The sequence below is a fragment of the Novosphingobium capsulatum NBRC 12533 genome (genome assembly GCF_001598375.1).
Lineage (GTDB): Bacteria > Pseudomonadota > Alphaproteobacteria > Sphingomonadales > Sphingomonadaceae > Novosphingobium > Novosphingobium capsulatum.
In genome coordinates this window covers 337334-362507 of sequence record NZ_BCYV01000006.1, presented here as the reverse complement: position 1 = coordinate 362507, position 25174 = coordinate 337334, and the positions used below count along the sequence as shown (strand labels likewise).

The following is a 25174-nucleotide window of genomic DNA, read 5'->3' as shown; positions in this document are numbered from 1 at the left end:
GATCCACACCAAAGGGTGCCGCGAACCATAGGTTCCGGCACCCTTTTTCGTGGCGTCAGTGCAGCAACATCCACAGCGCCATGGCCACCATGGCGAGGTTTTCGGTCAGCGAGACGAAGCCCAACGGCACGTTGCTCGATCCGCCGACGCAGGCGCATTTCAGCTCGCGGCGGTCGACATAGACGGCCTTGAAGACCGAGACCGCGCCGATCGTGCCGATGAACAGCGCCACTGGCACCGACAGCCAGGTCCACACCCCGGCGATCATCAGCACGCCGGCCAGCGCCTCGGCAAAGGGATAGATGCTGGCATAGGGCACCCAGCGCTGGGCGAGCAGGTCATAGCCCAGGAACATCGTGGCGAAGCGATCGAGATCCTGCAGCTTTAGCAGGGCCAGCACGGCCATGCTCATGCCCACGAACCATTCCCCCGCGCGCAGGGTCAACGGCGTGCCAAACGCGGCCTGGCTGGCGGCCAGCGCCATCAGCGCGGCAAGGGCAAAGAGCACCGCGACGGGCGTATAGCTGGTGGCCTTGGGATCGGGCACCGCAAGGCCGAAATGCCGGCGCAGATCATCATAGCCGCCGATCCGCTCGCCATCGATAAACACCTGCGGTGTGGTGCGCACATCGTGCGCCGCCTTGAACGCATCGGTTTCCGCGCGCGTGCGCAGCCAGTGGTCTTCCACCGCAAAGCCGCGCTGGCGCAGCAAGTGCCTGGCCTTGAGGCCGAATGGGCAAATATGCTTGTCCATCACCATGCGATAGAGGACGGCGCGGGGGGCGGGAGTGGTCATAGCAGCGGCCTTTTTACAACGGACACCGGCTGGAAACAGCGCAGCTGCACCCCATATAGGGTCCGCACCATGGTACGGAGTCAAGGGATGCCTGCGCAAAATGCTGCTTCTTCACCGCCCGGCCGCCTGACGATCGCCAGCCTGGCCAGCGCGGCAGAAGTGGGCGTGGAAACCGTGCGCTATTACCAGCGGCGCGGGATACTCGAAACGCCCGAGCGCGGGGATGGTGCCGGCGGCGCTATCCGCCGTTATGACGAAAGCCACGTGCGCCGCTTGCGCTTCATCCGCGCTGCCCAGGCCGCCGGGTTTACGCTGGAGCAGATCAGCGAACTGCTCGCGCTGGATGCCACGAGCGATCGTGCCCGCGTGCGCGCATTGGCGGCGCAGCAGATCGCCACGCTCGACGCCAGGATCGCCGCGCTGGAAGAAGCGCGCGCCGCGCTGCAACACCTGGCGCAGGCATGCCATGCTGGCGAGGCCGGACCCTGCCCTATTCTGGCAGCATTCGATCGTTAAAAAACAATTACTTGCCGATCACGTCAGGCGACAAACGGGAACCAAAGGGGGTTTTGGCGATTGATAAGGCGCGTCAGCCGACAGCCACAGCCAAGGAGCGCCCCCATTCCTTTTACCGCCACCATGCCCGCCACACTGCCTGCGCCGCGCCCCGGCTTGCTCGAAGGCGCGACCGTGTTTCTCGATATCGACGGCACCCTGCTGGAGCTGGCCGACGACCCTGAAGCCGTGCGCGCCGATGGCCCGACGCGGGCGCTGCTGCGCGATCTGGCCGAGCGTCTGGATGGGCGGTTGGCCATGGTCAGCGGGCGTTCGCTCGAACAGATCGACCGCATTCTCGGCCCGATTGCCCAGGCGCTGCCCGTGACCGGCAGTCATGGCCTCGAATACCGCTGGAACGAAGTATGGGCGCGGCCCGAACGCCTGGCCGTGTTGAATGACGTGGCCAGCGCGTTTCATGGCCTGGCGCAAACCTGGCCGGGCTGCCTGGTCGAGGAAAAGTCATACGGCGTGGCGTTTCACTGGCGCCTGGCGCCGCAAGCGCGCCAACAGGCCGAAACCATGGCGGTGCAACTGGCTGATAGCCACGCCCTCAAGATCCAGCACGGCAAGGACCTGGTGGAACTGCGCATGCCCGGCGGCGACAAGGGGCAGGCGGTACGCCGCCTGATGGCGCGCAAGGGCATGATCGGCACGCGGCCGGTGTTCTTTGGCGATGACCTGACCGACGAGGCCGGGTTTGCCGCTGCCCGCGCGCTGGGCGGCCATGGCGTGCTGGTGGGCGAACGGGCGCTCAACGGCAGCAGCACGGCCGCAACCTTGGCATTGCCTTCGCCGCATGCGGTGCGCGCGTTCCTGCGCGCCTTTGCCGATGGCACGGCGGAGGTGCCGGAATGACCCAGGCACGCATGCAAGAGACGGAAATGACCGAAGACAACAGCCACGCCGCCAGCGTCGATCTTTGGCCGATCGGCAATTGCCAGGTGGCCGGGATGATCGATCGCAGCGGCAACCTGGTCTGGGGCTGCGTGCCGCGGCTCGATGGCGACCCGACGTTTTGCGCGCTGCTTGATGACAAGGCGCCGGGCGATCCGGCGGCCAAGGGCTTCTGGTCGATCACCCTGGATGACGTGGTCGCGACGCGGCAGCACTATATCCGCAATACTCCGGTGCTGATCACCACCCACACCGATGCCCAGGGCGGCGCCATCGAGGTGGTCGATTTCTGCCCGCGCTACAAGAACCACGGGCGCATGTATCGGCCGGTGGCATTTGCCCGCATCGTGCGGCGCCTGGCGGGCAGCCCGCGCATCCGCGTGGCGCTGCGGCCGGCCAGCGAATGGGGCGCCACCGTCCCGGCGCGCACCAGCGGTTCGCACCATATCCGCTATCTGTTGCAAGACCTGACTCTGCGCCTGTCCACCGATGCGCCGATCGGCTGGGTGAACGACGAGCGATCGTTCCGGGTGGAGCGCACGCTGCATTTCTTCCTGGGGCCGGACGAAAGCTTTGCCAACGATCTGGGCCATGGCCTGGAAGAAATGCTGGCGCGCACCATCGCCGAGTGGCGGCACTGGACCCGGGGCCTGGCCACCCAGCTGGAATGGCAGGATGCGGTGATCCGCAGCGCCATCACGCTCAAGCTGTGCCAGTTCGAGGAAACCGGGGCGATCGTGGCGGCACTGACCACCTCGATTCCCGAACACGCCGATTCCGGGCGCAACTGGGACTATCGCTTCTGCTGGATTCGCGATGCCTATTACACGATCCAGGCGCTCAATCGCCTGGGCGCACTCGATGTGCTGGAAGGCTATCTCGAATATCTGCGCAATGTGGTGGAAGGCGCGCGCGGCGGCCATATCCAGCCGCTCTATGGCCTGGGCGGCGAAGACAAGCTGACCGAGTGGGAGGCGCAAGGGCTGCCCGGCTATCGCGGCATGGGGCCGGTGCGCGTGGGCAACCAGGCCTATGAACAGATCCAGCACGATGCCTATGGCCAGATCGTGCTGTGCAACACCCAGGCGTTCATCGACCGCCGGCTCTATCGCATGGCCGGCATGGCCGATTTCGAAGCGCTGGAAGCGGTAGGCGAGCGCGCCTTCCAGGTGCATGACCAGCCCGACGCGGGCCTGTGGGAGTTTCGCACCCGCGCCGATGTACACACCTATTCGGCGGCGATGTGCTGGGCCGCCTGCGACCGGCTGGCCAACATCGCGGCCGAACTGGGCCTGCCCGAACGCGCCGATTTCTGGCAGAACCGCGCCGATGCCATCCGCGCCACGATCGAGACGCGCGCCTGGCGCCCGGATACCCAGCGCTTTTCCGCCACGTTCGGCGGTGACGATCTCGACGCGAGCCTGATCCAGTTGCTCGACATGCGCTTCCTGCCGCCCGACGATCCGCGTTTCCAGGGCACCTTGCGCGCGGTGGAAGAAGGCCTGCGCCGTGGCAGCCATATGCTGCGCTATGCCAGCGAGGATGATTTCGGCTTGCCGACGACCGCCTTCAACGTCTGCACGTTCTGGCTGATCGAAGCGCTCCATGCCACCGGGCGGGCGCCGGAAGGGCGCGAACTGTTCGAAGAAATGCTGGCCCGCCGCACCGCGGCCGGGCTGCTGTCAGAAGATATCGACCCCGTTTCCGGGGAGCTGTGGGGCAATTACCCGCAGACCTACTCGCTCGTTGGCATGATCAACTGTGCCGGCCTGCTGAGCAAGCCATGGAGTGCCATAAGGTGAAGCGCCTGATCGTCGTCTCGAACCGTGTCCAGCCGCCCAGTGAGGATGAGCCGGGCAACCAGGGCGGACTGACCGTCGCATTGTCCACCGTGCTGCGCGAAAGCGACGGCATCTGGTTCGGCTGGTCGGGCGGGGAGACCGAAAGCTTTACCGGCCATATCAATTTCCAGAAATCGGCCGGCGTCACCACCGCCACGGTCGATCTGGAACCGCAGGACATCCACGAATACTACGATGGCTTTGCCAACCGCACGCTGTGGCCGCTGTTCCACTATCGCGTGAGCCTGGCCGAGTTCGAGCGCGGGTTCGTCGATGGCTATGAACGCGTCAACACCCGCTTTGCCGATACGCTGCTGCCGCTGATCGCCAAGGACGATCTGGTGTGGGTGCACGATTACCACCTGATCCCGCTGGGCCAGCGCCTGCGCGAACGGGGCGTGGCCAACCGCATCGGCTTTTTCCTGCACATCCCCTGGCCGCCGATGCGGCTGATGGTGTCGCTGCCCAATCACCAGGAGCTGGTCGAATCGCTGTTCGGCTATGATGTGGTGGGCTTTCACACCCAGGATTGGCTGGAAAGCTTCATCGATTACGTCCGCGCGCAGATGGACGCGACCATCGGCGAAGACAACACCGTCACCTGGAATGGCCGCACCCTGCGCGCGGTGGTCTGCCCGATCGGCATCGACGCCCAGGAATTTGCCGACACCGCCAATGGCCCGGTGGCCGAGGCGATGCGCCAGCGCATGGAGGAAAGTGCCGGCGGCCGCGCGATGATCGTGGGCGTGGACCGGCTCGACTATTCCAAGGGCCTGCAGGAACGCTTCATCGGCTATGAACGCCTGCTCTCGCAACGCGAAGACCTGCACGAAAAGGTCTTCCTGCTGCAGATCGCCCCGCCCAGCCGCGAAAGCGTGCAGACCTACCAGGAAATTCGCGCCAGCCTGGATTCGCTGTCAGGGCGGATCAATGGCGAGTTTTCCAGCGTGGAATGGGTGCCGCTGCGCTATGTCAACAAGGGCTATCCGCGCGATGTGCTCGCCGGCGTCTATCGCGCCGCCAAGGTGGGCCTGGTTACGCCCCTGCGCGACGGGATGAACCTGGTGGCCAAGGAATTCGTGGCGGCGCAAGACCCGGCCGATCCGGGCGTGCTGGTGCTGTCGAACTTTGCCGGAGCGGCCGCGCAGATGAGCCAGGCAGTGCTGGTCAATCCCTATAGCCCCGAAGAGATTGCCGATGCCCTGGGGCAGGCGCTGACCATGCCGCTGGCCGAACGCCAGGAACGCTGGCGCGCGCTGATGGATACCGTGCTTGAGCAGGACGTGATGTGGTGGCTGGGCCAGTTCATGGCCGCGCTCGATCCCGGCGAGGCGCAGGAACCAGCGTTGAGCGCGGCGTGATGGTGACCGTCGCGGCCTGACATGCGGGTAGGGCTTGCCAAAGAGCGATCAAAGATATATCTTAGAACTCGTTCACAGCAATTCCCTGCCCCACTCCGCACAGACAGGCACCCCGATGACCAGCCAAGCCAGCCAGACCACCACCCCGCCCTCCGATCCTGCCGACGCGCCGGTGCTGCGCCGCATGCGCCACGAAACCACGCTGCGCACGCTGCGCATCGCCCGGCATGAGCGGCTGACCCCCAACATGATCCGCATCGTGGCCGAAGGGCCCGAACTGGCCGGCTTTGTCAGCGGCGCGCCCGATGATCACATCAAGGTTTTCGTCGAAGGCGGGCCGGATGAGCGGATCATGCGCGATTATACGCCGCGCCACCACGATGCCGCCGCCGGCACCCTGACCATCGATTTCTTCGACCATGAAGGCGGCCCGGTGTCTGACTGGGCGCGCGCGGCCCAGGTGGGCGATCCCATCCGCATCGGCGGCCCGCGCGGTTCGCAGGTGATCGAGGGGCCGATTGCCCATTGGCTGCTAGTAGGCGATGAAACCGCGCTGCCGGCGATCGGCCGCCGCGTGGAGGAACTGCCCGCCGGGGTGCATGCCACGGTGATCGGTGCCGTGCCCGGCGCCGCCGACGAACAGACTTTTGCCACCGCCGCCACGCTGGAAACGCACTGGCTGCATCGCGACGCTGCGGCCGCCACCGATCCTGCGCCGATCATCGCGGCGCTGGCGCAGATCGACCTGCCGCCCGCCACCTTCGTGTGGATTGCGGCCGAAGCCGGCGTGGCCCGCGCCGCCCGCGAATACCTGGTGGAAACGCGCGGCCTCGACAAGCGGTGGATCAAGGCGGCCGGCTATTGGGTGGCGGGCCAAGCGGATTCCTCGGCCAAGAACCTGGGCGAGGCTGACGCGGCCGGCGGGCACTGACCGCGCCATGGCCCAGCCTGTCTTGCGCGAAGCCGGCCCTGCCGACGCCCACGCCGTGATCAAGTTGTGGCAGGCGGCGGGGCTGACCCGGCCGTGGAACGATCCGGCCACCGACTATCACCTGGCGATGGCAAACCCGGCCTGCACCGTGATCCTGGCCGAACAGGAGGGGACGCCCGCGGCCACGATCATGGTCGGCTATGACGGCCATCGCGGCTGGGTCTATTACCTGGGCGTGGCCCCAGCGTTTCAGCGCCAGGGCCTGGGTCGCGCGCTGATGCAGGCGGCCGAACAGTGGCTTGCCGCGCGCGACTGCCCCAAGCTGATGCTGATGGTGCGCGCTGATAACCTGGCGACCAAGGCCTTCTATGCCGCCCTGGGATACGAACCCCAGGCGGTGGAAACCCTGGGCCGCCGCCTCGACGGGCGGTAAGGTGCCCTACTTCAGCCCGATCAGCGAAATCTCGCGGCCATAGCCCGGCTCTCCGGCATGGGTGGCGCGGCGGAACGAGAAGAAGCGGTCGGGCTGGGCGTAGGTATCTTCGTCCAGCATGCCGATCACGCCCACGCCAAACGCGTGGAGCCGATGCGCGACATAGCCAGGCAGGTCGAACCAGGCGTGACCCGCCTTGCCCGCGCGGAAAAAGCGTTCGTTTTCGGCTGACTGGGCCAGGAAGCGGTCTTCGAACCCGGCATCCACCTCATAGCTTTTCTGGCCGATACAGGGCCCGACCACCGCCACGATCGCCGCGCGATCGGCGCCCAGAGCCTCCATCGCCGCCACCGTGCGATCGGTGACACCATCGAACGCGCCGCGCCAGCCGGCATGGGCCGCGCCGATCACCCCGGCATGGGGATCGTGAAACAGCACCGGCGCGCAATCGGCGGTCAAAATGCCCAGCAGCACGCCGCGCTGGCGGGTAACCAGCGCATCGCCACGCGGGCGGTCCGCTTCGTCCCACGGCTGGTCCACGGTGATGACATCGGCCGAATGCACCTGATAGGCGCAGACCAGCGTGGCCCCCGGCAGCACCGCAGCAGTCGCGCGGCGGCGGTTTTCGGCCGTGGCGGCCGGGTCATCCTCGCTGCCCCAGCCAACGTTGAGCCCGGCATGAATGCCAGCAGAAACCCCGCCCCGCCGCCCGAGGAAACCATGGGCGGCGCCGTCCAGCGCGGGGTGGGTGAGAACCTCGACGCTCATCCGTCCAGGCTCTTGCTCACCTGTTCGCGCACATCGCGCGACAGGCGCGGCGCGGCGGCGATCCGCTCCAACTGGGCACGCATCAGCGCGGCGCGCACCGGCTCGATCCGCCGCCAGCGGCCCAGCGGCGCCACGAACCGTGCCGCCACGTTGCCGTTGATCGGATCGAGTGCCAGGATCAGATCGGCAATCAGCGCATAGCCGGCGCCATCGGCCGCATGGAACGCCTGGGCATTGGCGGCAAAGGCCATGTAGAGCGCCCGCACGCGGTTGGGGTTGGTCAGGGTGAAATCGGCATGCTGCGCCAGGGCGCGGACATGATCGAGCGCGCGCGGGTGCAGCGAGCCGGCCTGGAGCGAGAACCACTTGTCGATCACCAGCCGGTTCTCGGCAAAGCGAGCGTGGAAATGCGCCAGCGCTTCATCGCGCGCGGGCACGTCCAGCCCGCACAGCACCATCAGCGCGCCCTGGCGATCGGTCATGTTGTCGGCCGCGTCATACTGCGTCTTGGCGCGCTGCGCCGCCTCGACCGGATCGGCAGCAGCGAGATAGACCAGCGCCTGGGTCTTGAGCTTGCGCGCGCCGCGTGCGGCAGCGTCGAGGCCATAGGGCACCGCCGTGCAGCGATCGTGCAGGCCGCGCCACGCGTCGCCCAGTTCACGGCCCAGCCAGGCCTTGAGTGCTTCGCGTTCGGCATGGACGCGCGCCGGATCGACCGGATTGATCTGCTCGGCCAGATAGGCCTCGCCCGGCAGCATGACCAGTTCGCCGCGCATCAGGTCATCGAGCGCGGTATCGGCCAGGATCGCGCCCAGCGCCCCGCCGATCGCGGCGCGGCCAGCCTCGCGCGATGCATCATCGAGCCGCCCTTCGACCGCTGCCACCAGATGCTGCACCACCAGTTGCTGCATCGCTTCATAGCGGGCAAAGGCATCGTCATCGTGGCCGGCGAGGAACACCAGGTCTTCCACGCTTTGCGGCGCATTGATCGCCACCGGCGCCGAAAACCCACGGTTGATCGACAGCACCGGCGCCTGGGCAAAGCCGTCAAAGGTAAAGGTCTGCGCCGCATCAGCCAGCACGATGAGGTGTTCGCCGCCATGGCGGCCGGTGGCGCGATCGAACAGCGCCGTGCGCAGCGGGATGACCATCGGCTGCTTGACCGGCTGGCCCGGCGTGGGCGGCACGGTCTGCTTGAACGCCAGGGTCACCGTGCCGCTGGCGGCATCGTGGGTCATGCCCACGTCCACCTGCGGCGTGCCGGCCTGCTCGTACCAGCGGCGAAACTGCTTAAGGTCGAGCCCGGCGCCATCCTCGATCGCGGTGACGAAATCCTCGCAGGTCGCGGCCTCGCCATCATGGCGCTCGAAATAAAGGTCCGTCCCCGCGCGGAACCGCTCCGGCCCGGCCAGCACGGTCATCATGCGGATCACCTCGGCGCCCTTGTTATAGACGGTTGCCGTGTAGAAATTGCTGATTTCCTGATAGGAATCGGGCCGGATCGGATGCGCCAGCGGCCCCGAATCCTCAGGGAACTGGGCGCTGCGCAACACGCGCACATCCTCGATCCGCTTGACCGGGGCAGAGCCCTGATCAGCCGAGAACTGCTGGTCGCGCAGCACGGTGAAGCCTTCCTTCAGGGACAGCTGGAACCAGTCGCGGCAGGTCACGCGGTTGCCCGACCAGTTGTGGAAATACTCGTGCGCCACCACGCCTTCGACGCCGTCGTAGTCCGCGTCGGTCGCGGTTTCCGGGTCGGCCAGGATATAGCGGGTATTGAAGATGTTGAGGCCCTTGTTCTCCATCGCCCCGGCGTTGAAATCGGAAACCGCCACGATGTTGAACAGGTCGAGATCGTATTCCCGGCCATAGACCTTTTCATCCCAGTCCATCGAGGCGATCAGCGCGCGCATCGCATGGGCAGTGCGCGTTTCATCGCCCGCGCGCACCCAGATCGCCAGGTCAACCTCGCGCCCCGACATGGTGGTGAAGCGATCACGCGTGGCAATCAGATCACCGGCCACCAGGGCAAAGAGGTACGACGGCTTGGGCCAGGGATCGTGCCAGATCGCCCAGTGCGTGCCATCGTCTTCCTCGCCGCTGTCCATCGGGTTGCCGTTCGACAGCAGCACCGGGAACGCCGCCTTGTCCGCCGTGAGCGTGACGGTGTAGCGGCTGAGCACGTCGGGCCGATCGGGGAAGAAGGTGATGCGGCGAAAGCCCTCGGCCTCGCACTGCGTGCACAGCAGCCCGCCCGAGGCATAGAGGCCGGACAGCTGGGTATTGGCGGTGGGATCGATCGTGGTTTCGATCGTCACCTGGTGCGCATCGCCCGGCAGTTCCACCACCAGATCGTCGCCGTCCATGGTCCAGGCACTGTGCGGTTCGCCATCCACGGAGACGCTCTGCGCCACCAGGCCATCACCATTGAGGCGCAGCGGCCCGCCATCGCCAGCCGCGTTGCGCTCCACATCGAGCGTCGCCGTCACCTGCGTGGCGGCAAGATCGAGCAGGAAATCGAGCGCGATATCGGGCACCAGCCAGGCGGGCGGGCGATAATCGGCGCGCTGGATCACGACGGGCGGCTGGCTGGCTGAATCCTTCATGGCCCTGACTTAGGAAGCCGCAGGCCTTGGGGCAATTGAGCAAATCGGAAACAGGGGATAATTGCCGGGTTTAAGCCCTCTCTGCTTCGCAAGAAGGGGCTGGGGTGGTGGAGGCCTCGCGCAACCGATGACCGATAGCAAACACAGCGGGACCCCGGATCAAGTCCGGGGTGACGAGGAACAAGCAGATACAGCGCACGAAGGCCACCTGTTCATCTTCGGCATGGGCTATGCCGCGCAAGTCCTGGCCAAGACCCTGCGCGCCCAAGGCTGGCAGGTCAGCGGCACGGGCCGCGCCGGCACGATCGCCTTTGCCGACAGCGCCGCCGTCAATGCCGCCTTGGCGCAGGCCAGCCATGTGCTGTCTTCGGTGCCGCCTGCGCGCGAAGGCGGCGATCCGGTGCTGGAAACCTATGGCGCGGCATTGGCCAACTGGCCGGGCGCGTGGATCGGCTATTGGTCGTCCACCGGGGTCTATGGCGATGCGCGCGGCGCCTGGGTGGATGAAACCGCACCGATCGGCGGCGGGCGGCGTTCCGCGCGCGTGGCGGCAGACCTGGCGTGGCAGGCGCTCGACCCTCGCGTGCGCGTGCTGCGCCTGCCCGGCATCTATGGCCCGGGGCGCAGCGTGATCGACAAGCTGCGCGAGGGCACTGCGCATCGCATCATCGCCCACGACCAGGTGTTCAGCCGCATCCATGTCGACGACATTGCCGGCGCCACGATCGCCGCTTTTGCCGGGCCGCCCGGCGTCTATAATCTGGCCGACGACGAACCGGCCAGCCAGAACACCGTGGTGGAAGAGGCCGTGCGGCTTACCGGCCTGCCCCTGCCGCCGCTGCTTACCGCCGATGAAGCGCAGCTTTCGCCCATGGCGCGCGGGTTTTATGCCGAAAGCCGGCGCATTGCCGCGGGCAAGGCGCGCCGCGTGCTGGGCTGGCGCCCGGTCTATCCCACCTATCGCGAAGGGTTGCGCGCCTTGAGCGCCATGACCAGCCCGACCATCGCCAGCGCAGAGCCACCTGCGGCCAGCAGCGACCAGCGATAATCCTCGAACACGGTCGACAGCGCCATGGCCACCACCGGCACCAGCACGCCATTATACGCCGCGCGGCCCGCGCCCATGTCTTTGAGCAGCTGGAAATAGAGCGGGAAGGTGATCACCGAACCCACGATCGCCAGATAGAGCACGCCCGAGACATAGGACCAGGTCCAGTCGACCGTCGGCGGCCCGGCCAGCGCCAGCGCCACCAGTCCGTCGATCAGCGCGCCGATGGTCATGGCCCAGGCCAGGATCGGCACCACCGGTCGCGCCCGCGCCGGGCCCGAGGCCTGGATGACGTTGGCCACCGATGCCGCCAGGATGGAAACCGTCACCATGGCGATGCCCAGCCACGGCGTGGTGGTAGCCGGCGCCACGCGCACTTCGTGCAGGACCAGCAGGGCGATCCCCGCCAGCGCCACGGCCGAACCGGCCCAGAACCCGCGCGGCACGCGTTGCCCCAGAAAGACGTGGGCCAGCACGGCATTGGGTACCATCAGCAGCGCATAGAGCACCGCGACCAGGCCCGATGTCAGGTGCTGTTCGGCGGGATAAAGGAACTGGTAATTGATCGTGAAGTGAAAGAAGCCGATGCCCAGGGCCAGGGTCCAGCCCTGGCGATCGAGCGCGAGGCGATCCCTGCGCAGCACGGCCAGCACAAAGGTGCCCAGCGCCGCCAAGGCAAAGCGATAGCACACAGACCAGCTTGGCGGCACGCTGCCGGCCTGCCCCTTGATCACCAGCCAGGTGGAGCCCCAGATCAGCGCCACGGCCAGGAACGGGATAACCACGCGCGGCCGCCACAGGCTTTCCGGCGGGGCGGGAGAGGCTGCGCTCACAGCGTGCGAATCGCGCGGGCCAGCGCGGCAACATGGGCCGGATCGCTGTTCCAGGCCGTCACCAGCCGGGCCGCACCCGGCGTGCCGACTGGCGCGGGCCAATCATAGAAATCAAACCCCATGCCGCGCAGCGTGGTCTTTTCCACATCGCTCAGCGTCACGAACAGCTCGTTCGCCTCTACCGCGTGCAGCAGGCGTCCGGCGCAGGCCGTGGCCAGTTCCTGCGCGGCGGCATTGGCGGCACGGGCATTGGCCAGCCACAGGTCATGCTCCAGCATGGCCAAGATCTGCGCCGCCAGATAGCGGCCCTTGGATTGCAGATGCCCGGCGCGCTTGCGGCGGAAGCGGATCACATCGGCCAGATCCTCGTCGAACAGCACGATCGCCTCTGCCCCCAGGCCGCCGTTCTTGACGAAGCCAAAGCTCAAGGCATCGACGCCCGCCTGCGCGGTGAGCGCGGCAGGATCGCAATCGAGGAACGCCACGGCATTGGCAAAGCGCGCGCCATCCATGTGCAGCATCAGGCCGCGCGTGCGTGTCAGCGAGCCGATCGCGGCCACTTCGTGCGGGCGATAGGCGCGGCCATATTCGCTGGCCTGGGTGATCGAGATGGCATGCGGCTGCACCTGGTGCACACCGGGGCGAATCGGATCGATCGCGGCGGCAATGCTTTCGGGCGTCAACAGCGCGCCATCGCCCTGGGCCAGGATCAGCTTGGCGCCATGGGTGAAAAAGCCCGGCGCGCCGCCCTCGTCCATCTCGATATGCGCCTCGCGGTGGCAGACCACGGCGCCGTGCGGCGGCACCATCGCGCTCAGTGCCAGGCAATTGGCCGCCGTGCCGGTGGCCACCCACAGCGCGGCGCAGGGCGTGCCGAACAGCGCGGAAAACGCCTCGTCCAGCGCGCGGCTCTGCGCATCGGCATCATAGGGAAAGTCGGGCGCGTCGGCGGCCTGCATCGCGGCCCAGACGCGGGGGTGGACGGACGCGGCGTTGTCAGAGAAGAAATGCATGGAAACCGCACTGCCTGCGAAGGCGTTGTGCGGTCAAGCCACCCGTTGTTGCAGGGTGCAGGGAGAACCGCCGTGGACCAGACCGTTTCCATCACCCACGACAACCAGGGCAGCCACGGCGCCTATCATGCCAGCGTGGCCAACGAATCCGCGCAAGGCGTGCTGACCTGGCGCGAGGCAGCGCCCGGCGTGGTCGTGGCCGATCACACCCTGGTGCCCAGCGCCATCGGTGGGCGCGGCGTGGCCGCGCGGCTGGTGGACGCGCTTATTGCCGACGCGCGTGAGCAGGGCTGGAAAGTGGTGCCGGCGTGCAGCTATGTTGCCGCGCAGTTCCGCCGCCATCCCGAATGGGCCGACCTGCAGGCCTGAGCGCGAACGTTCTGATCTGGCTGGGTTTGCCGGGAAATGGTGCTGCTGGGGAGGATTGAACTCCCGACCTCAGCCTTACCAAGGATGCGCTCTACCACTGAGCTACAGCAGCACACCATTTCCGCGAAAGCCGGGGCGCCGGGCGCCTCGGCTTCGTGCCATCGGGGCCTTGCCGCCGGTGGAGGCGCGCTATTGGCCGCACGGGTTGGCAAAGTCAAGCGGGGTTGCCGGCAAAAAATTCGCGCGGCAAAGAACCATGGCCATGAACCTGTCGAAAACCCCATCGCCTGCCGCCCGCCGCGAAGAGCGCCTTGCCCAGCGCCTGCGCGAGAACCTGCGCCGCCGCAAAGCACAGGCGCGCGCGCTTTCAGAGACCCAAGAAGAAATGGCGCCGCAGCGCGGGGAGAATGGCGGCGAATCGGCGTGACTCGCCTTTCCAAATCGCCCCCGGCCCGCTAGGGGCCGCGTTCTCTTGTCTCCTTTCTTGCAGCAGGAAGCCTCGATGCCCCGTTTGATCCTGATTCGTCACGGCCAGTCGCAATGGAACCTGGAAAACCGCTTCACCGGCTGGTGGGACGTGGATGTGACCGAAAAGGGCGCGGCCGAAGCCTTTGCCGCCGGCCAGCTGCTGAAAAACAAGGGCGTGCTGCCCACCGTGGCGTTCACCTCGCTCCAGACCCGCGCGATCAAGACGCTGCACCTGGCGCTGGAAGCGGCCGGCCGCCTGTGGGTGCCCGAAACCAAGGACTGGCGCCTCAACGAGCGGCACTATGGCGGGCTGACCGGCCTCGACAAGGCCGAAACCGCCGCCAAGCATGGTGACGAGCAGGTCAAGGTATGGCGCCGCAGCTTCGACATTCCGCCGCCGGTGCTCGAAGCAGGCAGCGCGTTCGATCTGGCCAGCGATCCGCGCTATGCCGGCATTCCCGTGCCCGCCACCGAAAGCCTCAAGGACACCATCGCCCGCGTGCTGCCGGCTTATGAAGAGCTGATCGTACCCGCGCTCAAGGCCGGGGAAACCGTGATCGTTTCGGCCCATGGCAATTCGCTGCGCGCGCTGGTCAAGCACCTGTCGGGCATTTCCGATGCCGATATCACCGGCCTCGAAATCCCCACAGGCCAGCCGATCGTCTATGAACTGGACGACAACCTGGCCGAAGTGGAACGCTATTACCTGTCGGAGCGCTGAGGAGCGCACCGACGCCCGATGGGGGATTTGGGATGAGTGAAAGTGCGCAAGTTGGCGCGCAGGTTGCCATCATCATGGGCAGCCAGTCCGACTGGGAAACGATGAAGAACGCCGCCGCCGTGCTGGAAAAGCTGGGGGTGGCCCACGAATGCCGCATCGTTTCGGCCCATCGCACGCCTGATCGGCTGGTGGACTTTGCCAAGACCGCGCATACCGCCGGCTTCAAGGTGGTGATCGCCGGGGCCGGCGGCGCGGCGCACCTGCCGGGCATGGTCGCGTCGATGACGCACCTGCCGGTGCTGGGCGTGCCGGTGGAATCCAAGGCGCTCAAGGGCATGGATAGCCTGCTCTCGATCGTGCAGATGCCGGGCGGCATTCCGGTGGGCACCCTGGCGATCGGCGCGCCGGGCGCCACCAATGCCGGCATCCTGGCGGCATCGATCCTGGCGACGACCGACGCGGCGCTGGCACAGCGCTTGATCGCGTTCCGCCAGGCGCAGACGGATGCCGTGGCCGAGCGTCCGCAATGAAGACGTTTGGCCCTGGCGCGACGATCGGCATCCTGGGCGGCGGGCAACTGGGCCGGATGATGGCCCTGGCCGCCGCGCAGCTGGGCTATTGCGCGCATGTCTATGCCCCCGAACCGCGCGCGGAATCCGTCGCGGCGCAGGTAAGCGCAGCCTATACCCAGGGCACGTATGACGATGAAGCCGCGCTGGCTGCCTTTGCCGCGCAAGTCGCGGTCGTTACCTATGAATTCGAGAACGTGGCGGCCGCGCCGCTGGCAGCGATCCTGCCCCATGCCGCGCTGTTCCCGCCCGCGCGCGCGCTGGAAGTGGCGCAGGACCGGGTGAACGAGAAATCGTTCGTGGAAACGCTGGGCGGCCGCCCGGCGCCGTGGATGCAGGTGGACGGGGCGGAGGATCTTGCCCGCGCCGTGGCAACGATCGGTGCCCCCGGCATTCTCAAGACCCGGCGCGATGGCTATGACGGCAAGGGTCAGTGGCGCATCATGACGCCGGCCGACGCCGCCGGGCTGGACTTGCCCGCCGTGCCGCTGATCTACGAAGGCTTCGTCGAGTTCTTCGGCGAATTTTCGGTGATCCTGGTGCGCGCCCAGGATGGCAGCGTGCAGTTCTGGGACAGCGCCCGCAACGAGCACGAAGACGGCATCCTGGCGCGCTCCACCGTGCCCGCCCCGGCCGAGATCGCCGCGCAAGTGCCCGCCGCGCGCGCGCTGGCCAAGCAAGTGGCCGCCGCGCTGGACTATGTCGGCGTGCTGACGCTGGAATTCTTTGCGACGCAGGATGGCCCGGTGTTCAACGAAATGGCGCCGCGCGTGCACAATTCCGGGCACTGGAGCATCGAAGGAGCCATCGCCAGCCAGTTCGAGAATCACGTGCGCGCGATCCTCGGCCTGCCGCTGGGCAGCACCGAACTCGTCACCCAGGGCGCGGTGATGGACAACCTGATCGGCGAAGCGGCCGATGCCTGGCCGCAACTGCTGGCCGATCCGGCCAATCACCTGCACCTCTATGGCAAGGCGGAAACGCGCCCGGGCCGCAAGATGGGCCATGTTACCCGGCTGGTGAAGTAAGCCATGGGCGCGGCGTTGTTCCTGATCGTGGCGCGGGCCCAGGACGGCACGATCGGCGACAAGGGCAAGCTCGCCTGGCACATTCCCGCCGATCTCAAGCGATTCAAGGCCCTGACCATGGGCAAGCCGATGATCATGGGCCGCAAGACCTTCGAATCGCTGCCCGGCCTGCTGCCTGGCCGCCGCCACGTGGTGCTGACCCGCGATGCGGCCTGGTCGGCGCCGGGCGCGCAGGTGGTGCACAGCCTGGACGAAGCGCTGGCGAGCGTGGCCGATGAGGCAGAAGCCGCGGTGATCGGCGGGGCGGAAATGCTCGCGCTGTTTGCGCCGCTGGCCAGCCGCTTTGAATTGACTGAGGTGCATGGCGCGTTTGGCGGCGATACGACGATGCCCTATCCCGATGCCGCCTGGCACGAGATTGCCCGCAGCGAGCATGAGGCCGGCCCCGGCCATCCGGCCTTTGCCTTTGTCACGCTGGAACGGGCCGATGCACAACAAGAAGGCAGCACGCCATGATCCGGCTCTATGCACGCGAGCGCGTGCCTGAAAACTGGCGCGGCGCCATCGTGGCGCTGGGCAATTTCGACGGGTTCCACCTGGGCCACCAGGCCGTGGTGGCCGAAGCGGTGCGCTGGGCGCGGGCCGAAGGCCGCCTGGTGATGATCGCCACGTTCGATCCCCATCCGGTCTGCCATTTCGATCCCAAGGCGCCGCCGTTCCGCCTCACCTCGCTCGACCAGCGGCAGGAACTGTTCGCCGCCGCCGGCGCCGATGCCATGCTGGTGTTCGAATTCGACGCCACCCTGGCCCAGACCAGCGCGCAGGATTTCGTGGGCCAACTGCTGGCCGATCGCATCGGCGCCGCCGGCGTGGTGACCGGCGAGGATTTCACCTTTGGCAAGCAGCGCGGCGGCAACATCTCCGTGCTGCGCGAACTGGGCGCGCAATACGGGCTTGCCGCCCGCGCGGTTGGCCCGGTGCAGCGCGACGGCGTGGTGGTGTCATCCAGCCGCGTGCGTGAAGCGCTCAAGGCCGGCGATTGCGCCACGGCGGCGGCGCTGCTGACGCGGCCATTTGCCATTCGCGGCATTGTCCAGCATGGCGACAAAGTGGGCCGCACGATCAATTTCCCCACCGCCAACCTGGCCATGGGCAAGTATCTGCGCCCGGCCTATGGCATCTATGCCGTCAAGGGCCGCCTGTGCGATGGGCGCGAGCTGCTGGGTGCGGCCAACGTGGGCATCCGCCCCACGTTCGATCCGCCCAAGGAACTGCTGGAGCCGCACTTCTTCGATTTCACCGGCGATCTCTATGGCCAGGAAATCGAAGTCAGCTTCCACCATTTCCTGCGCCCCGAGGCCAAGTTCGACAGCCTGGATGCGCTGGTGGCGCAAATGGCGCGCGATTGCCTGGAAGCGCGCCGGCTGCTGGAAAACGCCTGATTTTTCCTCCGTTTCGACGCGATTGGCGGCTGCCTGGTTGACAGGCCAGCCCGCCACGGCTTGATCGCGCGGGGCCCGATCTTATCGGGCTGGGTGGAAAGGACATGGCATGGTGTGGTTGCGGGGCGCTCTGTTTACCGGGGCGCTGGCCTTTCTGGTGCTCACCTTCGTCAATGCCAGCTGGATCGTCACCGCCGCGCCCGGACGGCCGCGGCTGATCGCCAACGGCGGCATCACCCAGGATTACAAGCCGGGCGGGCGCAATGCCCCCTGCCCGGCGCGGGAAATCCTGCCCCCGCTCCATGCCATTCTGGAAGATACCGCCCGCTCGGTGTTTACCGCACGGCGCATGGGCGCCGATTACGTGGCGATCGACGTGGTGCGCACGGCCGACAACCATCTCGCGCTCTATCCCGACGCCGATCTGGGTTGCCGCACCGAGGCGACCGGCCCGGTCACGCAGATGACCATGGCCGGGCTGGCCCGGCTCGACGCGGGCTATGGCTATAGCGCCGATGGCGGCAAGACCTTTCCCCTGCGCGGCAAGGGGCGCGGGCTGATCCCCTCGCTCGACGAGATCCTGGCCGCAAGCGCGAGCGGCCGCTTTATCTATCGCTTTCCCGGCAACGACGTGGCCGCCGTGCCGCTGCTGGTCGACGCGCTCAAGCGCAATGGCCACGATGCACGCACGCTGGGCGAGGGCTTTGTCGGCAATGCCGCGCTGGTGGCAGCGGTGAACCAGGCGCTGCCCGGCGCCTGGACGATCGACCCTGTCCAAAGCCGCACCTGCACCAACGATTATCGCTGGAAGGGCTGGACCTCGCTGGTGCCGGCCAGCTGCCAGGGCGCCACGATGATCGCCGCGCTCGAAGACAGCTTTCCCAAGGGCGCGATGACGCTGTGGGGCTGGCCCAACCGCGTGCAGCAGCGGATCGAGGGCGTGGGCGGCCATGTCATGGCGGTGGCCAGCGAAGGCAGCGGCGATGCCCTGGGCACCGGCCTGCGCCACGCGCGCGAACTGCCGCAGGTGCCCGCATCGTTCCACGGCACTGTGCTGATCGACAATTTCTGGACCGTCGGCCCCGCCCTGCGCCCCGACATGGACGCGCGCACCAATGCCGAGGCCGTGGCCGCGCAGGACCGCGACGAGAATACGCCATGATGGGAGGCAGTGTCGCCCCCACTCCCAACCCCAACCCCAACCCCAACCTGTTCGTCACCCCGGACTTGATCCGGGGTCCAGCTTCTTTTGGCCACCTTGCGCTGTTCGTCGAAGAATAGCGGGACCCCGGGTCAAGCCCGGGGTGACGTGGAATGATGGATGTGAGGGGGAGTGAGAAGCGGCATGGCCCGCATTTGCCTGCATCCGGCATTTGCAGGAATCCGCACAGATCGCTAAGGCCCGCCGATCATGACCGAAACGCGCGACTATCGATCGACCGTCTTCCTGCCGAAGACCGATTTTCCCATGAAGGCCGGGCTCCCGCAAAAGGAGCCGGGGATTCTCGCGCGGTGGCAGGATGAAGACATTTATGGCCAGCTGCGCGCCGCGCGCGAAGGCCGGGAAAAGTTCATCCTTCACGATGGCCCGCCCTATGCCAATGGCGACATGCACATCGGCCATGCGCTGAACCATATCCTCAAAGACATGGTGGTGCGCACCCAGACCCTGCTGGGCAAGGACGCGCCCTATGTGCCCGGCTGGGACTGCCACGGCTTGCCGATCGAGTGGAAGGTCGAGGAAGAATACCGCAAGAAGAAAAAGAACAAGGACGAGGTTCCCCCGAAGGAATTCCGTGCCGAATGCCGCGCCTATGCCCAGAAGTGGGTGGACGTGCAGCGCGAGCAGCTGAAGCGCCTGGGCATCAACGCCGCCTGGGACCGGCCCTACCTGACCATGGATTTCCAGGCCGAAGCGACGATCGTGGGCGAACTTTTGAAGTTCGCCGAATCCGGCCAGCTCTATCGCGGCGCCAAGCCGGTGATGTGGAGCCCGGTGGAAAAGACCGCGCTGGCCGAAGCCGAAGTGGAATACGAGGACATCGTTTCCACCCAGATCGACGTGGCGTTTGAAATCACGGATCCGCCGATCGAAGCGCTCAAGGGTGCCTATGCGGTGATCTGGACGACCACTCCGTGGACGATCCCGGTCAACCAGGCGCTCGCCTATGGGCCCGAGGTGGAATACGTGTTGGTGCAGGCAGGCGACAAGCGCGTGCTGCTCGCCGCGCTGCTCGCCGAGGCGGCAGCCACGCGCTTTGGCTTGACACTCGAAGCCCCGCTGTGGACCGGCAAAGGCGCTGACCTTGCCGGCACCGTCGCCCGCCACCCGATGCACGCGCTGGGCGGCTTCTTTGCCGAGCCGCGCCCGCTGCTCGCCGGCGATTTCGTCACCACCGAATCGGGCACCGGCCTGGTGCACATGGCGCCCGACCATGGCGAGGACGACTTTGAGCTGTGCAAGGCGCACGGGATCGAGCCCAAGTTCGCTGTCACTGCCGATGGCAAGTATCGCGAAGACTGGGGCTGGCTGGCCGGCCAAGGCAGCGTGATCAATCCCAAGTTCAACGCGCCCGATGGCCCGATCTGCGCGGCCTTGGCCGAAGTGGGCGCGCTGATGGCCGCGAGCGCGGACTACAAGCATTCTTATCCCCACTCGTGGCGGTCCAAGGCCAAGGTGATCTTCCGCTGCACGCCGCAGTGGTTCGTGCCGATGGACCAAGCCCGCGAAGGCGGCAGCTTGCGCGAAAAGGCCGTGGCGGCGATCGCGGCCACCCGCTTCGTGCCGGAAAAGGGCCGCAACCGTATCGGCGCCATGGTCGAAGGGCGGCCTGACTGGGTGCTGTCGCGCCAGCGCGCCTGGGGCGTGCCGATCACCCTGTTCGTCAACCGCCAGACCGGCCAGTACCTCGCTGATCCCGCGGTCAACGCCCGGATCATCGCCGGGATCATGGCCGAAGGCGTCGACGCGTGGGACGACGAGCGCGCGCAGGAATACCTCGGCGCCGATTACAGTGCCGACGATTACGAGCGCATCACCGACATTCTCGACGTGTGGTTCGATTCCGGCTCCACCCATGCCTTCGTGCTGGAATCCGGGCGCTGGCCCGAACTGCGCTGGCCGGCCGATCTCTACCTGGAAGGCAGCGACCAGCATCGCGGCTGGTTCCAGTCCTCGCTGCTCGAAAGCTGCGCCACGCGCGGCCGTGCGCCCTATGATGCCGTGCTCACCCACGGCTTCACCATGGACGCCAAGGGCCTCAAGATGTCCAAGTCGCTGGGCAACACGATCAGCCCGCTGGACCTGATGCGCGATTACGGCGCCGATATCCTGCGGCTGTGGGCGCTGTCGGTGGACTTCACCGAGGATCACCGCATCGGCAAGGAAATCCTCGCCGGCGTGGCCGACCAGTATCGCAAGCTGCGCAACACCTATCGCTATCTGCTGGGCGCGCTCGACGGGTTCAGCGAAGACGAGCGCGTGGCACCGCAGGACATGCCCGAACTGGAACGCTACATGCTGGCGCGCCTCGCTGGGCTCGACGCCACCCTGCGCCAGGCCGTGGCGGACTATGACTTCAACACCTATGTCCGCAGCCTGACCGAGTTCTGCAACGAAGACCTGTCGGCGTTCTTCTTCGATATCCGCAAGGACAGCCTCTATTGCGATGCGCCGGCCGATGCCAAGCGCCGCGCCTATCGCACCGTGCTCGACGTGCTGTTCCACGCGCTGGTGCGCTATGGCGCGCCGGTCATGGTCTTCACGGCCGAGGAAGTGTGGCAGAGCCGCTATCCCGGCGCCTCGGTCCACCTGCTGGAATGGCCCGAACTGCCGGCGGCAGAGGCCGACACGGCGCAATGGGAACGCCTGCGCGCGCTGCGCACCAGCGTGAACGAGGCGATCGAGCCGCTGCGCCGCGAAAAGGTGCTGGGTTCGGGCCTGGAAGCCAAGGTCACCGTGCCGGCCGACGCCCCCGAAGCCGAAGGCGGCCTGGCGGAACTGTTCATCAGCGCGACAGTTGCGCGTGGGCAGGAGCTTTCCGTGACCCGAACCGATGACCACAAGTGCGGCCGTTGCTGGCGCCACCTTCCCGAAGTGACCGAAGACGGCGCGCTGTGCGGCCGCTGCGAAAGCGTGGTTGCCGCCATCGACGAGCACGCCGCGTGAGCCTGCTGACGCGCAACCGCCTGGCCGGGTTCGCCCTGGCCCTGGCCACCTTTGCGGTGGACCGGGGGGTGAAGGCGTGGATCGCCGGGCCGCTGGCCCTGCCCGAACAGGGCGCGATCTACATCACCAGCTTTTTCAGCCTGCGCTGGACGCAGAACCTGGGCGTGTCGCTGGGCCTGCTGAGCGCCAGTTCCAGCGAGGGCCGGCTGGCGCTGCTGGCCATGACCGGGCTGATCGCGCTGGGCGTGGCGATCTGGATGCTGCGCGAAAAGGCCATGGGCGAACTGGCTGGCCTGGCCGTGATCCTGGGCGGGGCGCTGGGCAACATCTATGACCGCTTCACCCGTGGCTATGTGATCGACTATGCCGATCTGCATTTCGGCGAGGTTCGGCCCTTCCAGATTTTCAACCTGGCGGACGCGGCAATCACGCTGGGCGTGCTGATCCTGCTTGCCCGTTCGCTGTTTTCGCGCGAAAAGCGCGAGCCGGGCAGCCCCAGCCCAACGGAGATTTAAGTAATGCGCAAAGCCGTCGCCCTTGCCTTTCTCGTTTCGGCCGGGAGCTTTTTGGCTGCGTGCAGCTCCAACAGCTCGCTGTTCAACCGCGTGCGCCCTGACGAATTCGCCGTCAGCCGCCAGGCGCCGCTGGTCGTTCCGCCCGATTTCGCGCTGACCCCGCCCAACCCCGGCGCGCCGCGTCCGCAGGATGTCGATTCGTCGAAGCAGGCGCTCGATGCCCTGTTCGGCGGCCCCGTACCGCGCAGCGCGGTGGAGACCGACACCCTGGGCAAGGCTGGCGCTTCGGCCGTCGGCATCCGCAGCACGGTGGGCGATCCGCAGACCAAGACCGTCGCCAAGGGCGCCCAGGTCAAGGATATCCTCGCCGCGCCGCAGGGCGATGGCGCCGCTGCCCGCGCGTCCATCCCGGGCTGATCGCGCCGCGCCAGGACATGTTTTGCAAAAGGCCCGCCGGCATTCCCGGCGGGCTTTTTCATGCCCCGCCGCGCCGCCGCCCTTGCGGTAAGTGACGCCGGTAGCAGCATTTCCTGACATTGCTTCATGTTACGTTCAGGTAAAATAGGGCCAGAAAGCGCCGCAAGCGGCCCTTGCTGGCTGCAACAATGAAATGTTATATCGTTCCCGAACAAGGGGAACGAACCCGGCGGAGAGGCCGACGAACACCACGCCTGCGTCAGGCGGCGCTGCCAACAGCGCGCCAGCGTGGGTGCATGCAAGGTTTATGGAGGAGATTTCGATGCGTTCCATCCTGATGCTGGGATCAGCGGTCCTGGCTCTGGCCCCTGCTGTGGCCTGGGCCGATGCCCCGTCGCCGGCGGCTGATGCCCCAGCGGCCGACGCGCCTGCCAGCGACGGCGCGGCCGATGGCGGCACGGCGGGCGGCGGCAGCAGCAATGCCATGCCGATCGTGGTCACCGCCACGCCGTTTGGCCACACCATCGATGATACGCCCACGGTTTCCGCGCGCGTCGATGCCGATGCGATCTCGCGCGCTGGCGGTGCCAGCATTGCCGATGCCCTGCGCGATGTGCCCGGCGTGTCGTCCACCGGCTTTGCCTCTGGCGCCAGCCGCCCGATCATTCGCGGCATGGACAGCAACCGCGTGCGCCTGCTCGAAGACGGCACATCCAGCTCCGACGTGTCGGACATCGGCCCCGACCACGGCATTCCCATCGATCCGCTCTCGGCCCGCTCGATCGAAGTGGTGCGCGGCGCGGCCACGCTGCGCTATGGCAGCCAGGCGATCGGCGGCGTGGTTAACACGATCAACAACCGCGTGCCCACCACCCTGCCGACCGAGGCGATCTCGGCCGAAGCCAGCACCAGCTACACCACGGTGAACAAGGGCGTCGAAACCGCAGCGCTGGTCGATGGCAAGGCTGGCCAGCTGGCCCTGCATGCCGACGGGTTCTGGCGCACCACCGACAACTATGACACCCCGCTCGGCACCCAGCAGAACTCCTGGTTCAACGGCTGGGGCGGCTCTGTTGGTGGCTCGTATTTCCTGCCTGGCGACAAGAGCCACGTGGGCCTGGCCGTCACGCACTATGACGCGCGCTACGGCATTCCCAGCGACACCACCTATATCGACATGCGCCAGACCAAGGTGATGACGCGCAACAGCTTTGCGCTGGATTCGGGCCTGCTCAAGACGTTTACGCTCGATGGCAGCTATGGCGATTACCAGCATTCGGAAAAGAACCCGGATGGCTCGATCAACACCACCTTCAAGAACAAGGAATGGAACGGCCGCGGCGAACTGCTGCTCAATGCCATGGGCCCGGTGCGCAACACGGCGCTGGGCGTGGAATACCAGCACCGCGATTTCTCGGCCGTGGGCGAAGACAGCAGCTACCTGAACCCGGCCACCAGCCAGAACATCGCCGGCTACCTGTTCACCGAAATCCAGCTCGCCGATCCGCTCCACGTGGAAGCCAGCGGCCGCGTGGAACACGTGCGCATCACCGGCACCCCGGCCGATGATGCCTTCACCGTGCGCAAGTACACGCCGGTGAGCGGCGCGATCGGCGTGCTCTATACGCCGATCAAGGCAGTCAAGTTCGGCCTCAACTTCTCCAGCACCGGGCGCGCGCCGGCGCTGACCGAACTGTTCGCACGCGGCGCCCACGATGGCCCGCAGACCTTTGAGACCGGCGATCCCAACCTCAAGATCGAGCGCGCCAATTCGCTCGAAGGCAGCCTGCGCGTGCGCCAGGGCGGCTTTGCCTTCACCGGTTCGGTCTATTACACGTGGTACAAGAACTATATCTATGGCGAGCTGACCGGCCGCACCTGCGATGATGATGGCGTGTGCACCGCCAGCCCCGACGGCGAACTGCGCGAGCTGTTCTATCGCCAGCAGGGCGCGAAGTTCCGCGGGCTTGAAGCGGAAATGAGCCAGGAGCTGGTCAAGACCGACGAAGGCACGTTCACCGCCAAGGTGCTGGGCGATTACACCCGCGCAACGCTCGACAACGGCTCCAACGTGCCGCGCATCCCGCCCTACCGCATCGGCGGCGGCTTTGCCTGGGCGGGCAAGACGCTCGATGCCGGGATCATGTTCAGCCACTATGGCCGGCAGGACAAGGCGGGCGATTTCGACACGCCCACCGCTGGCTACAACAACCTCAACATGAATGTCGCGTGGCGCCCGTTCAAGAGCCACCCCGGCATCGAGCTGGCGATCGTGGGCCAGAACCTGACCGACGATACCCAGCGCCTGGCCACCGCGCTCAACAAGGATCTGGTGGTCATGCCGGGCCGCTCGGTCCGCTTCGTGATCAAGGCCGCCACGTTCTGATGGCCATGG

The 25174-nt window shown here is 66.8% G+C and carries 24 protein-coding genes and 1 tRNA gene; 19 read left to right on the top strand and 6 right to left on the bottom strand.

Annotated elements, in window-relative coordinates:
* Positions 1 to 55: 55 nt before the first annotated feature.
* Positions 56 to 796, bottom strand: coding sequence for a glutaredoxin family protein (locus SCA01S_RS05315; protein ID WP_062783573.1), 741 nt, complete (start codon positions 794 to 796; stop codon positions 56 to 58).
* Positions 797 to 883: 87 nt separating this feature from the next.
* On the opposite strand from SCA01S_RS05315, the gene SCA01S_RS05310 reads away from it, so the two are divergent.
* The 6 genes from SCA01S_RS05310 (at position 884) to SCA01S_RS05285 (ending at position 6814) form a co-directional block, all read left to right on the top strand.
* Entirely contained in the window at positions 884 to 1312 is a 429-nt protein-coding gene (locus SCA01S_RS05310; protein ID WP_062783570.1) for a MerR family DNA-binding protein, read from the top strand.
* 123 nt (positions 1313 to 1435) lie between these two features.
* Positions 1436 to 2209 (top strand): trehalose-phosphatase, encoded by a 774-nt coding sequence (gene otsB / locus SCA01S_RS05305; RefSeq protein WP_062783568.1) that lies wholly within the window; start codon positions 1436 to 1438, stop codon positions 2207 to 2209.
* An 11-nt stretch (positions 2210 to 2220) separates the two neighbouring features.
* Complete coding sequence (locus SCA01S_RS05300) at positions 2221 to 4050, top strand: glycoside hydrolase family 15 protein (protein WP_245652448.1); 1830 nt, start codon at positions 2221 to 2223, stop codon at positions 4048 to 4050.
* Positions 4032 to 5450: an alpha,alpha-trehalose-phosphate synthase (UDP-forming) gene (locus SCA01S_RS05295; RefSeq protein WP_174544783.1), complete on the top strand. Its 1419-nt coding sequence runs from the start codon at positions 4032 to 4034 to the stop codon at positions 5448 to 5450. Before SCA01S_RS05300 ends, SCA01S_RS05295 begins: the two co-directional genes overlap by 19 nt.
* Positions 5451 to 5565: 115 nt before the next feature.
* On the top strand, positions 5566 to 6381 hold the full coding sequence (locus SCA01S_RS05290) for a siderophore-interacting protein (protein ID WP_062783562.1): 816 nt from the start codon (positions 5566 to 5568) through the stop codon (positions 6379 to 6381).
* 7 nt (positions 6382 to 6388) lie between these two features.
* Positions 6389 to 6814, top strand: a complete 426-nt coding sequence (locus tag SCA01S_RS05285; protein ID WP_062783559.1) for a GNAT family acetyltransferase — start codon at positions 6389 to 6391, stop codon at positions 6812 to 6814.
* Positions 6815 to 6820: 6 nt separating this feature from the next.
* On the opposite strand, the gene pgeF is transcribed toward SCA01S_RS05285, so the two are convergent.
* Entirely contained in the window at positions 6821 to 7582 is a 762-nt protein-coding gene (gene pgeF / locus SCA01S_RS05280; protein ID WP_054131788.1) for a peptidoglycan editing factor PgeF, read from the bottom strand.
* A complete protein-coding gene (gene pepN / locus SCA01S_RS05275) occupies positions 7579 to 10188 on the bottom strand; it encodes an aminopeptidase N (protein ID WP_054131787.1) in 2610 nt (869 codons plus the stop codon). The genes pgeF and pepN overlap by 4 nt, the downstream gene beginning before the upstream one ends.
* Positions 10189 to 10411: 223 nt before the next feature.
* On the opposite strand from pepN, the gene SCA01S_RS05270 reads away from it, so the two are divergent.
* Positions 10412 to 11236 carry a Rossmann-fold NAD(P)-binding domain-containing protein gene (locus SCA01S_RS05270; RefSeq protein WP_062783736.1) on the top strand — a complete coding sequence of 275 codons (825 nt, stop codon included), beginning with the start codon at positions 10412 to 10414 and terminating at the stop codon, positions 11234 to 11236.
* On the opposite strand, the gene SCA01S_RS05265 is transcribed toward SCA01S_RS05270, so the two are convergent.
* On the bottom strand, positions 11146 to 12069 hold the full coding sequence (locus SCA01S_RS05265) for a DMT family transporter (RefSeq protein ID WP_062783556.1): 924 nt from the start codon (positions 12067 to 12069) through the stop codon (positions 11146 to 11148). The genes SCA01S_RS05270 and SCA01S_RS05265 overlap by 91 nt on opposite strands.
* Positions 12066 to 13082: a threonine aldolase family protein gene (locus SCA01S_RS05260; RefSeq protein WP_062783554.1), complete on the bottom strand. Its 1017-nt coding sequence runs from the start codon at positions 13080 to 13082 to the stop codon at positions 12066 to 12068. Before SCA01S_RS05260 ends, SCA01S_RS05265 begins: the two co-directional genes overlap by 4 nt.
* 72 nt (positions 13083 to 13154) lie before the next feature.
* On the opposite strand from SCA01S_RS05260, the gene SCA01S_RS05255 reads away from it, so the two are divergent.
* Positions 13155 to 13451 carry a GNAT family N-acetyltransferase gene (locus SCA01S_RS05255; protein ID WP_022676789.1) on the top strand — a complete coding sequence of 99 codons (297 nt, stop codon included), beginning with the start codon at positions 13155 to 13157 and terminating at the stop codon, positions 13449 to 13451.
* Positions 13452 to 13488: 37 nt separating this feature from the next.
* Here SCA01S_RS05255 and SCA01S_RS05250 read toward each other — a convergent pair.
* Positions 13489 to 13563: transfer RNA gene (locus tag SCA01S_RS05250), tRNA-Thr, on the bottom strand.
* A gap of 150 nt (positions 13564 to 13713) precedes the next feature.
* Between SCA01S_RS05250 and SCA01S_RS22515 the strand changes: the two genes are divergently transcribed.
* From SCA01S_RS22515 to SCA01S_RS05200, 11 genes are all read left to right on the top strand, one after another.
* On the top strand, positions 13714 to 13878 hold the full coding sequence (locus SCA01S_RS22515) for a hypothetical protein (protein ID WP_167542861.1): 165 nt from the start codon (positions 13714 to 13716) through the stop codon (positions 13876 to 13878).
* 75 nt (positions 13879 to 13953) lie between these two features.
* Positions 13954 to 14640: a 2,3-diphosphoglycerate-dependent phosphoglycerate mutase gene (gene gpmA / locus SCA01S_RS05245; RefSeq protein WP_062783733.1), complete on the top strand. Its 687-nt coding sequence runs from the start codon at positions 13954 to 13956 to the stop codon at positions 14638 to 14640.
* 32 nt (positions 14641 to 14672) lie between these two features.
* On the top strand, positions 14673 to 15170 hold the full coding sequence (purE, locus tag SCA01S_RS05240) for a 5-(carboxyamino)imidazole ribonucleotide mutase (RefSeq protein WP_054131784.1): 498 nt from the start codon (positions 14673 to 14675) through the stop codon (positions 15168 to 15170).
* Positions 15167 to 16237, top strand: a complete 1071-nt coding sequence (locus SCA01S_RS05235; RefSeq protein ID WP_062783551.1) for a 5-(carboxyamino)imidazole ribonucleotide synthase — start codon at positions 15167 to 15169, stop codon at positions 16235 to 16237. The genes purE and SCA01S_RS05235 overlap by 4 nt, the downstream gene beginning before the upstream one ends.
* A 3-nt stretch (positions 16238 to 16240) precedes the next feature.
* On the top strand, positions 16241 to 16753 hold the full coding sequence (locus tag SCA01S_RS05230; protein WP_062783548.1) for a dihydrofolate reductase: 513 nt from the start codon (positions 16241 to 16243) through the stop codon (positions 16751 to 16753).
* Positions 16750 to 17679: a bifunctional riboflavin kinase/FAD synthetase gene (locus tag SCA01S_RS05225; RefSeq protein WP_171794908.1), complete on the top strand. Its 930-nt coding sequence runs from the start codon at positions 16750 to 16752 to the stop codon at positions 17677 to 17679. Before SCA01S_RS05230 ends, SCA01S_RS05225 begins: the two co-directional genes overlap by 4 nt.
* Before the next feature lie 109 nt (positions 17680 to 17788).
* On the top strand, positions 17789 to 18841 hold the full coding sequence (locus tag SCA01S_RS05220; RefSeq protein WP_062783545.1) for a glycerophosphodiester phosphodiesterase family protein: 1053 nt from the start codon (positions 17789 to 17791) through the stop codon (positions 18839 to 18841).
* A 249-nt stretch (positions 18842 to 19090) separates the two neighbouring features.
* Positions 19091 to 21847 (top strand): isoleucine--tRNA ligase, encoded by a 2757-nt coding sequence (ileS, locus tag SCA01S_RS05215; RefSeq protein WP_062783541.1) that lies wholly within the window; start codon positions 19091 to 19093, stop codon positions 21845 to 21847.
* A complete protein-coding gene (lspA, locus tag SCA01S_RS05210; RefSeq protein ID WP_062783539.1) occupies positions 21844 to 22362 on the top strand; it encodes a signal peptidase II in 519 nt (172 codons plus the stop codon). The genes ileS and lspA overlap by 4 nt, the downstream gene beginning before the upstream one ends.
* Before the next feature lie 3 nt (positions 22363 to 22365).
* Positions 22366 to 22779 (top strand): DUF3035 domain-containing protein, encoded by a 414-nt coding sequence (locus SCA01S_RS05205; RefSeq protein ID WP_062783537.1) that lies wholly within the window; start codon positions 22366 to 22368, stop codon positions 22777 to 22779.
* Between the two features lie 322 nt (positions 22780 to 23101).
* Positions 23102 to 25165: a TonB-dependent receptor gene (locus SCA01S_RS05200; protein WP_062783730.1), complete on the top strand. Its 2064-nt coding sequence runs from the start codon at positions 23102 to 23104 to the stop codon at positions 25163 to 25165.
* The last annotated feature ends 9 nt before the right edge of the window (positions 25166 to 25174 follow it).

Bases quoted from the DNA above. Each gene is read 5' to 3' on its own strand.
- SCA01S_RS05315 (WP_062783573.1), bottom strand. From the start codon at position 796: ATGACCACTCCCGCCCCCCGCGCCGTCCTCTATCGCATGGTGATGGAC.
- SCA01S_RS05310 (WP_062783570.1), top strand. From the start codon at position 884: ATGCCTGCGCAAAATGCTGCTTCTTCACCGCCCGGCCGCCTGACGATC.
- otsB (WP_062783568.1), top strand. From the start codon at position 1,436: ATGCCCGCCACACTGCCTGCGCCGCGCCCCGGCTTGCTCGAAGGCGCG.
- SCA01S_RS05300 (WP_245652448.1), top strand. From the start codon at position 2,221: ATGCAAGAGACGGAAATGACCGAAGACAACAGCCACGCCGCCAGCGTC.
- SCA01S_RS05295 (WP_174544783.1), top strand. From the start codon at position 4,032: ATGGAGTGCCATAAGGTGAAGCGCCTGATCGTCGTCTCGAACCGTGTC.
- SCA01S_RS05290 (WP_062783562.1), top strand. From the start codon at position 5,566: ATGACCAGCCAAGCCAGCCAGACCACCACCCCGCCCTCCGATCCTGCC.
- SCA01S_RS05285 (WP_062783559.1), top strand. From the start codon at position 6,389: ATGGCCCAGCCTGTCTTGCGCGAAGCCGGCCCTGCCGACGCCCACGCC.
- pgeF (WP_054131788.1), bottom strand. From the start codon at position 7,582: ATGAGCGTCGAGGTTCTCACCCACCCCGCGCTGGACGGCGCCGCCCAT.
- pepN (WP_054131787.1), bottom strand. From the start codon at position 10,188: ATGAAGGATTCAGCCAGCCAGCCGCCCGTCGTGATCCAGCGCGCCGAT.
- SCA01S_RS05270 (WP_062783736.1), top strand. From the start codon at position 10,412: ATGGGCTATGCCGCGCAAGTCCTGGCCAAGACCCTGCGCGCCCAAGGC.
- SCA01S_RS05260 (WP_062783554.1), bottom strand. From the start codon at position 13,082: ATGCATTTCTTCTCTGACAACGCCGCGTCCGTCCACCCCCGCGTCTGG.
- SCA01S_RS22515 (WP_167542861.1), top strand. From the start codon at position 13,714: ATGAACCTGTCGAAAACCCCATCGCCTGCCGCCCGCCGCGAAGAGCGC.
- gpmA (WP_062783733.1), top strand. From the start codon at position 13,954: ATGCCCCGTTTGATCCTGATTCGTCACGGCCAGTCGCAATGGAACCTG.
- purE (WP_054131784.1), top strand. From the start codon at position 14,673: ATGAGTGAAAGTGCGCAAGTTGGCGCGCAGGTTGCCATCATCATGGGC.
- SCA01S_RS05235 (WP_062783551.1), top strand. From the start codon at position 15,167: ATGAAGACGTTTGGCCCTGGCGCGACGATCGGCATCCTGGGCGGCGGG.
- SCA01S_RS05230 (WP_062783548.1), top strand. From the start codon at position 16,241: ATGGGCGCGGCGTTGTTCCTGATCGTGGCGCGGGCCCAGGACGGCACG.
- SCA01S_RS05225 (WP_171794908.1), top strand. From the start codon at position 16,750: ATGATCCGGCTCTATGCACGCGAGCGCGTGCCTGAAAACTGGCGCGGC.
- SCA01S_RS05220 (WP_062783545.1), top strand. From the start codon at position 17,789: ATGGTGTGGTTGCGGGGCGCTCTGTTTACCGGGGCGCTGGCCTTTCTG.
- ileS (WP_062783541.1), top strand. From the start codon at position 19,091: ATGACCGAAACGCGCGACTATCGATCGACCGTCTTCCTGCCGAAGACC.
- SCA01S_RS05205 (WP_062783537.1), top strand. From the start codon at position 22,366: ATGCGCAAAGCCGTCGCCCTTGCCTTTCTCGTTTCGGCCGGGAGCTTT.
- SCA01S_RS05200 (WP_062783730.1), top strand. From the start codon at position 23,102: ATGCGTTCCATCCTGATGCTGGGATCAGCGGTCCTGGCTCTGGCCCCT.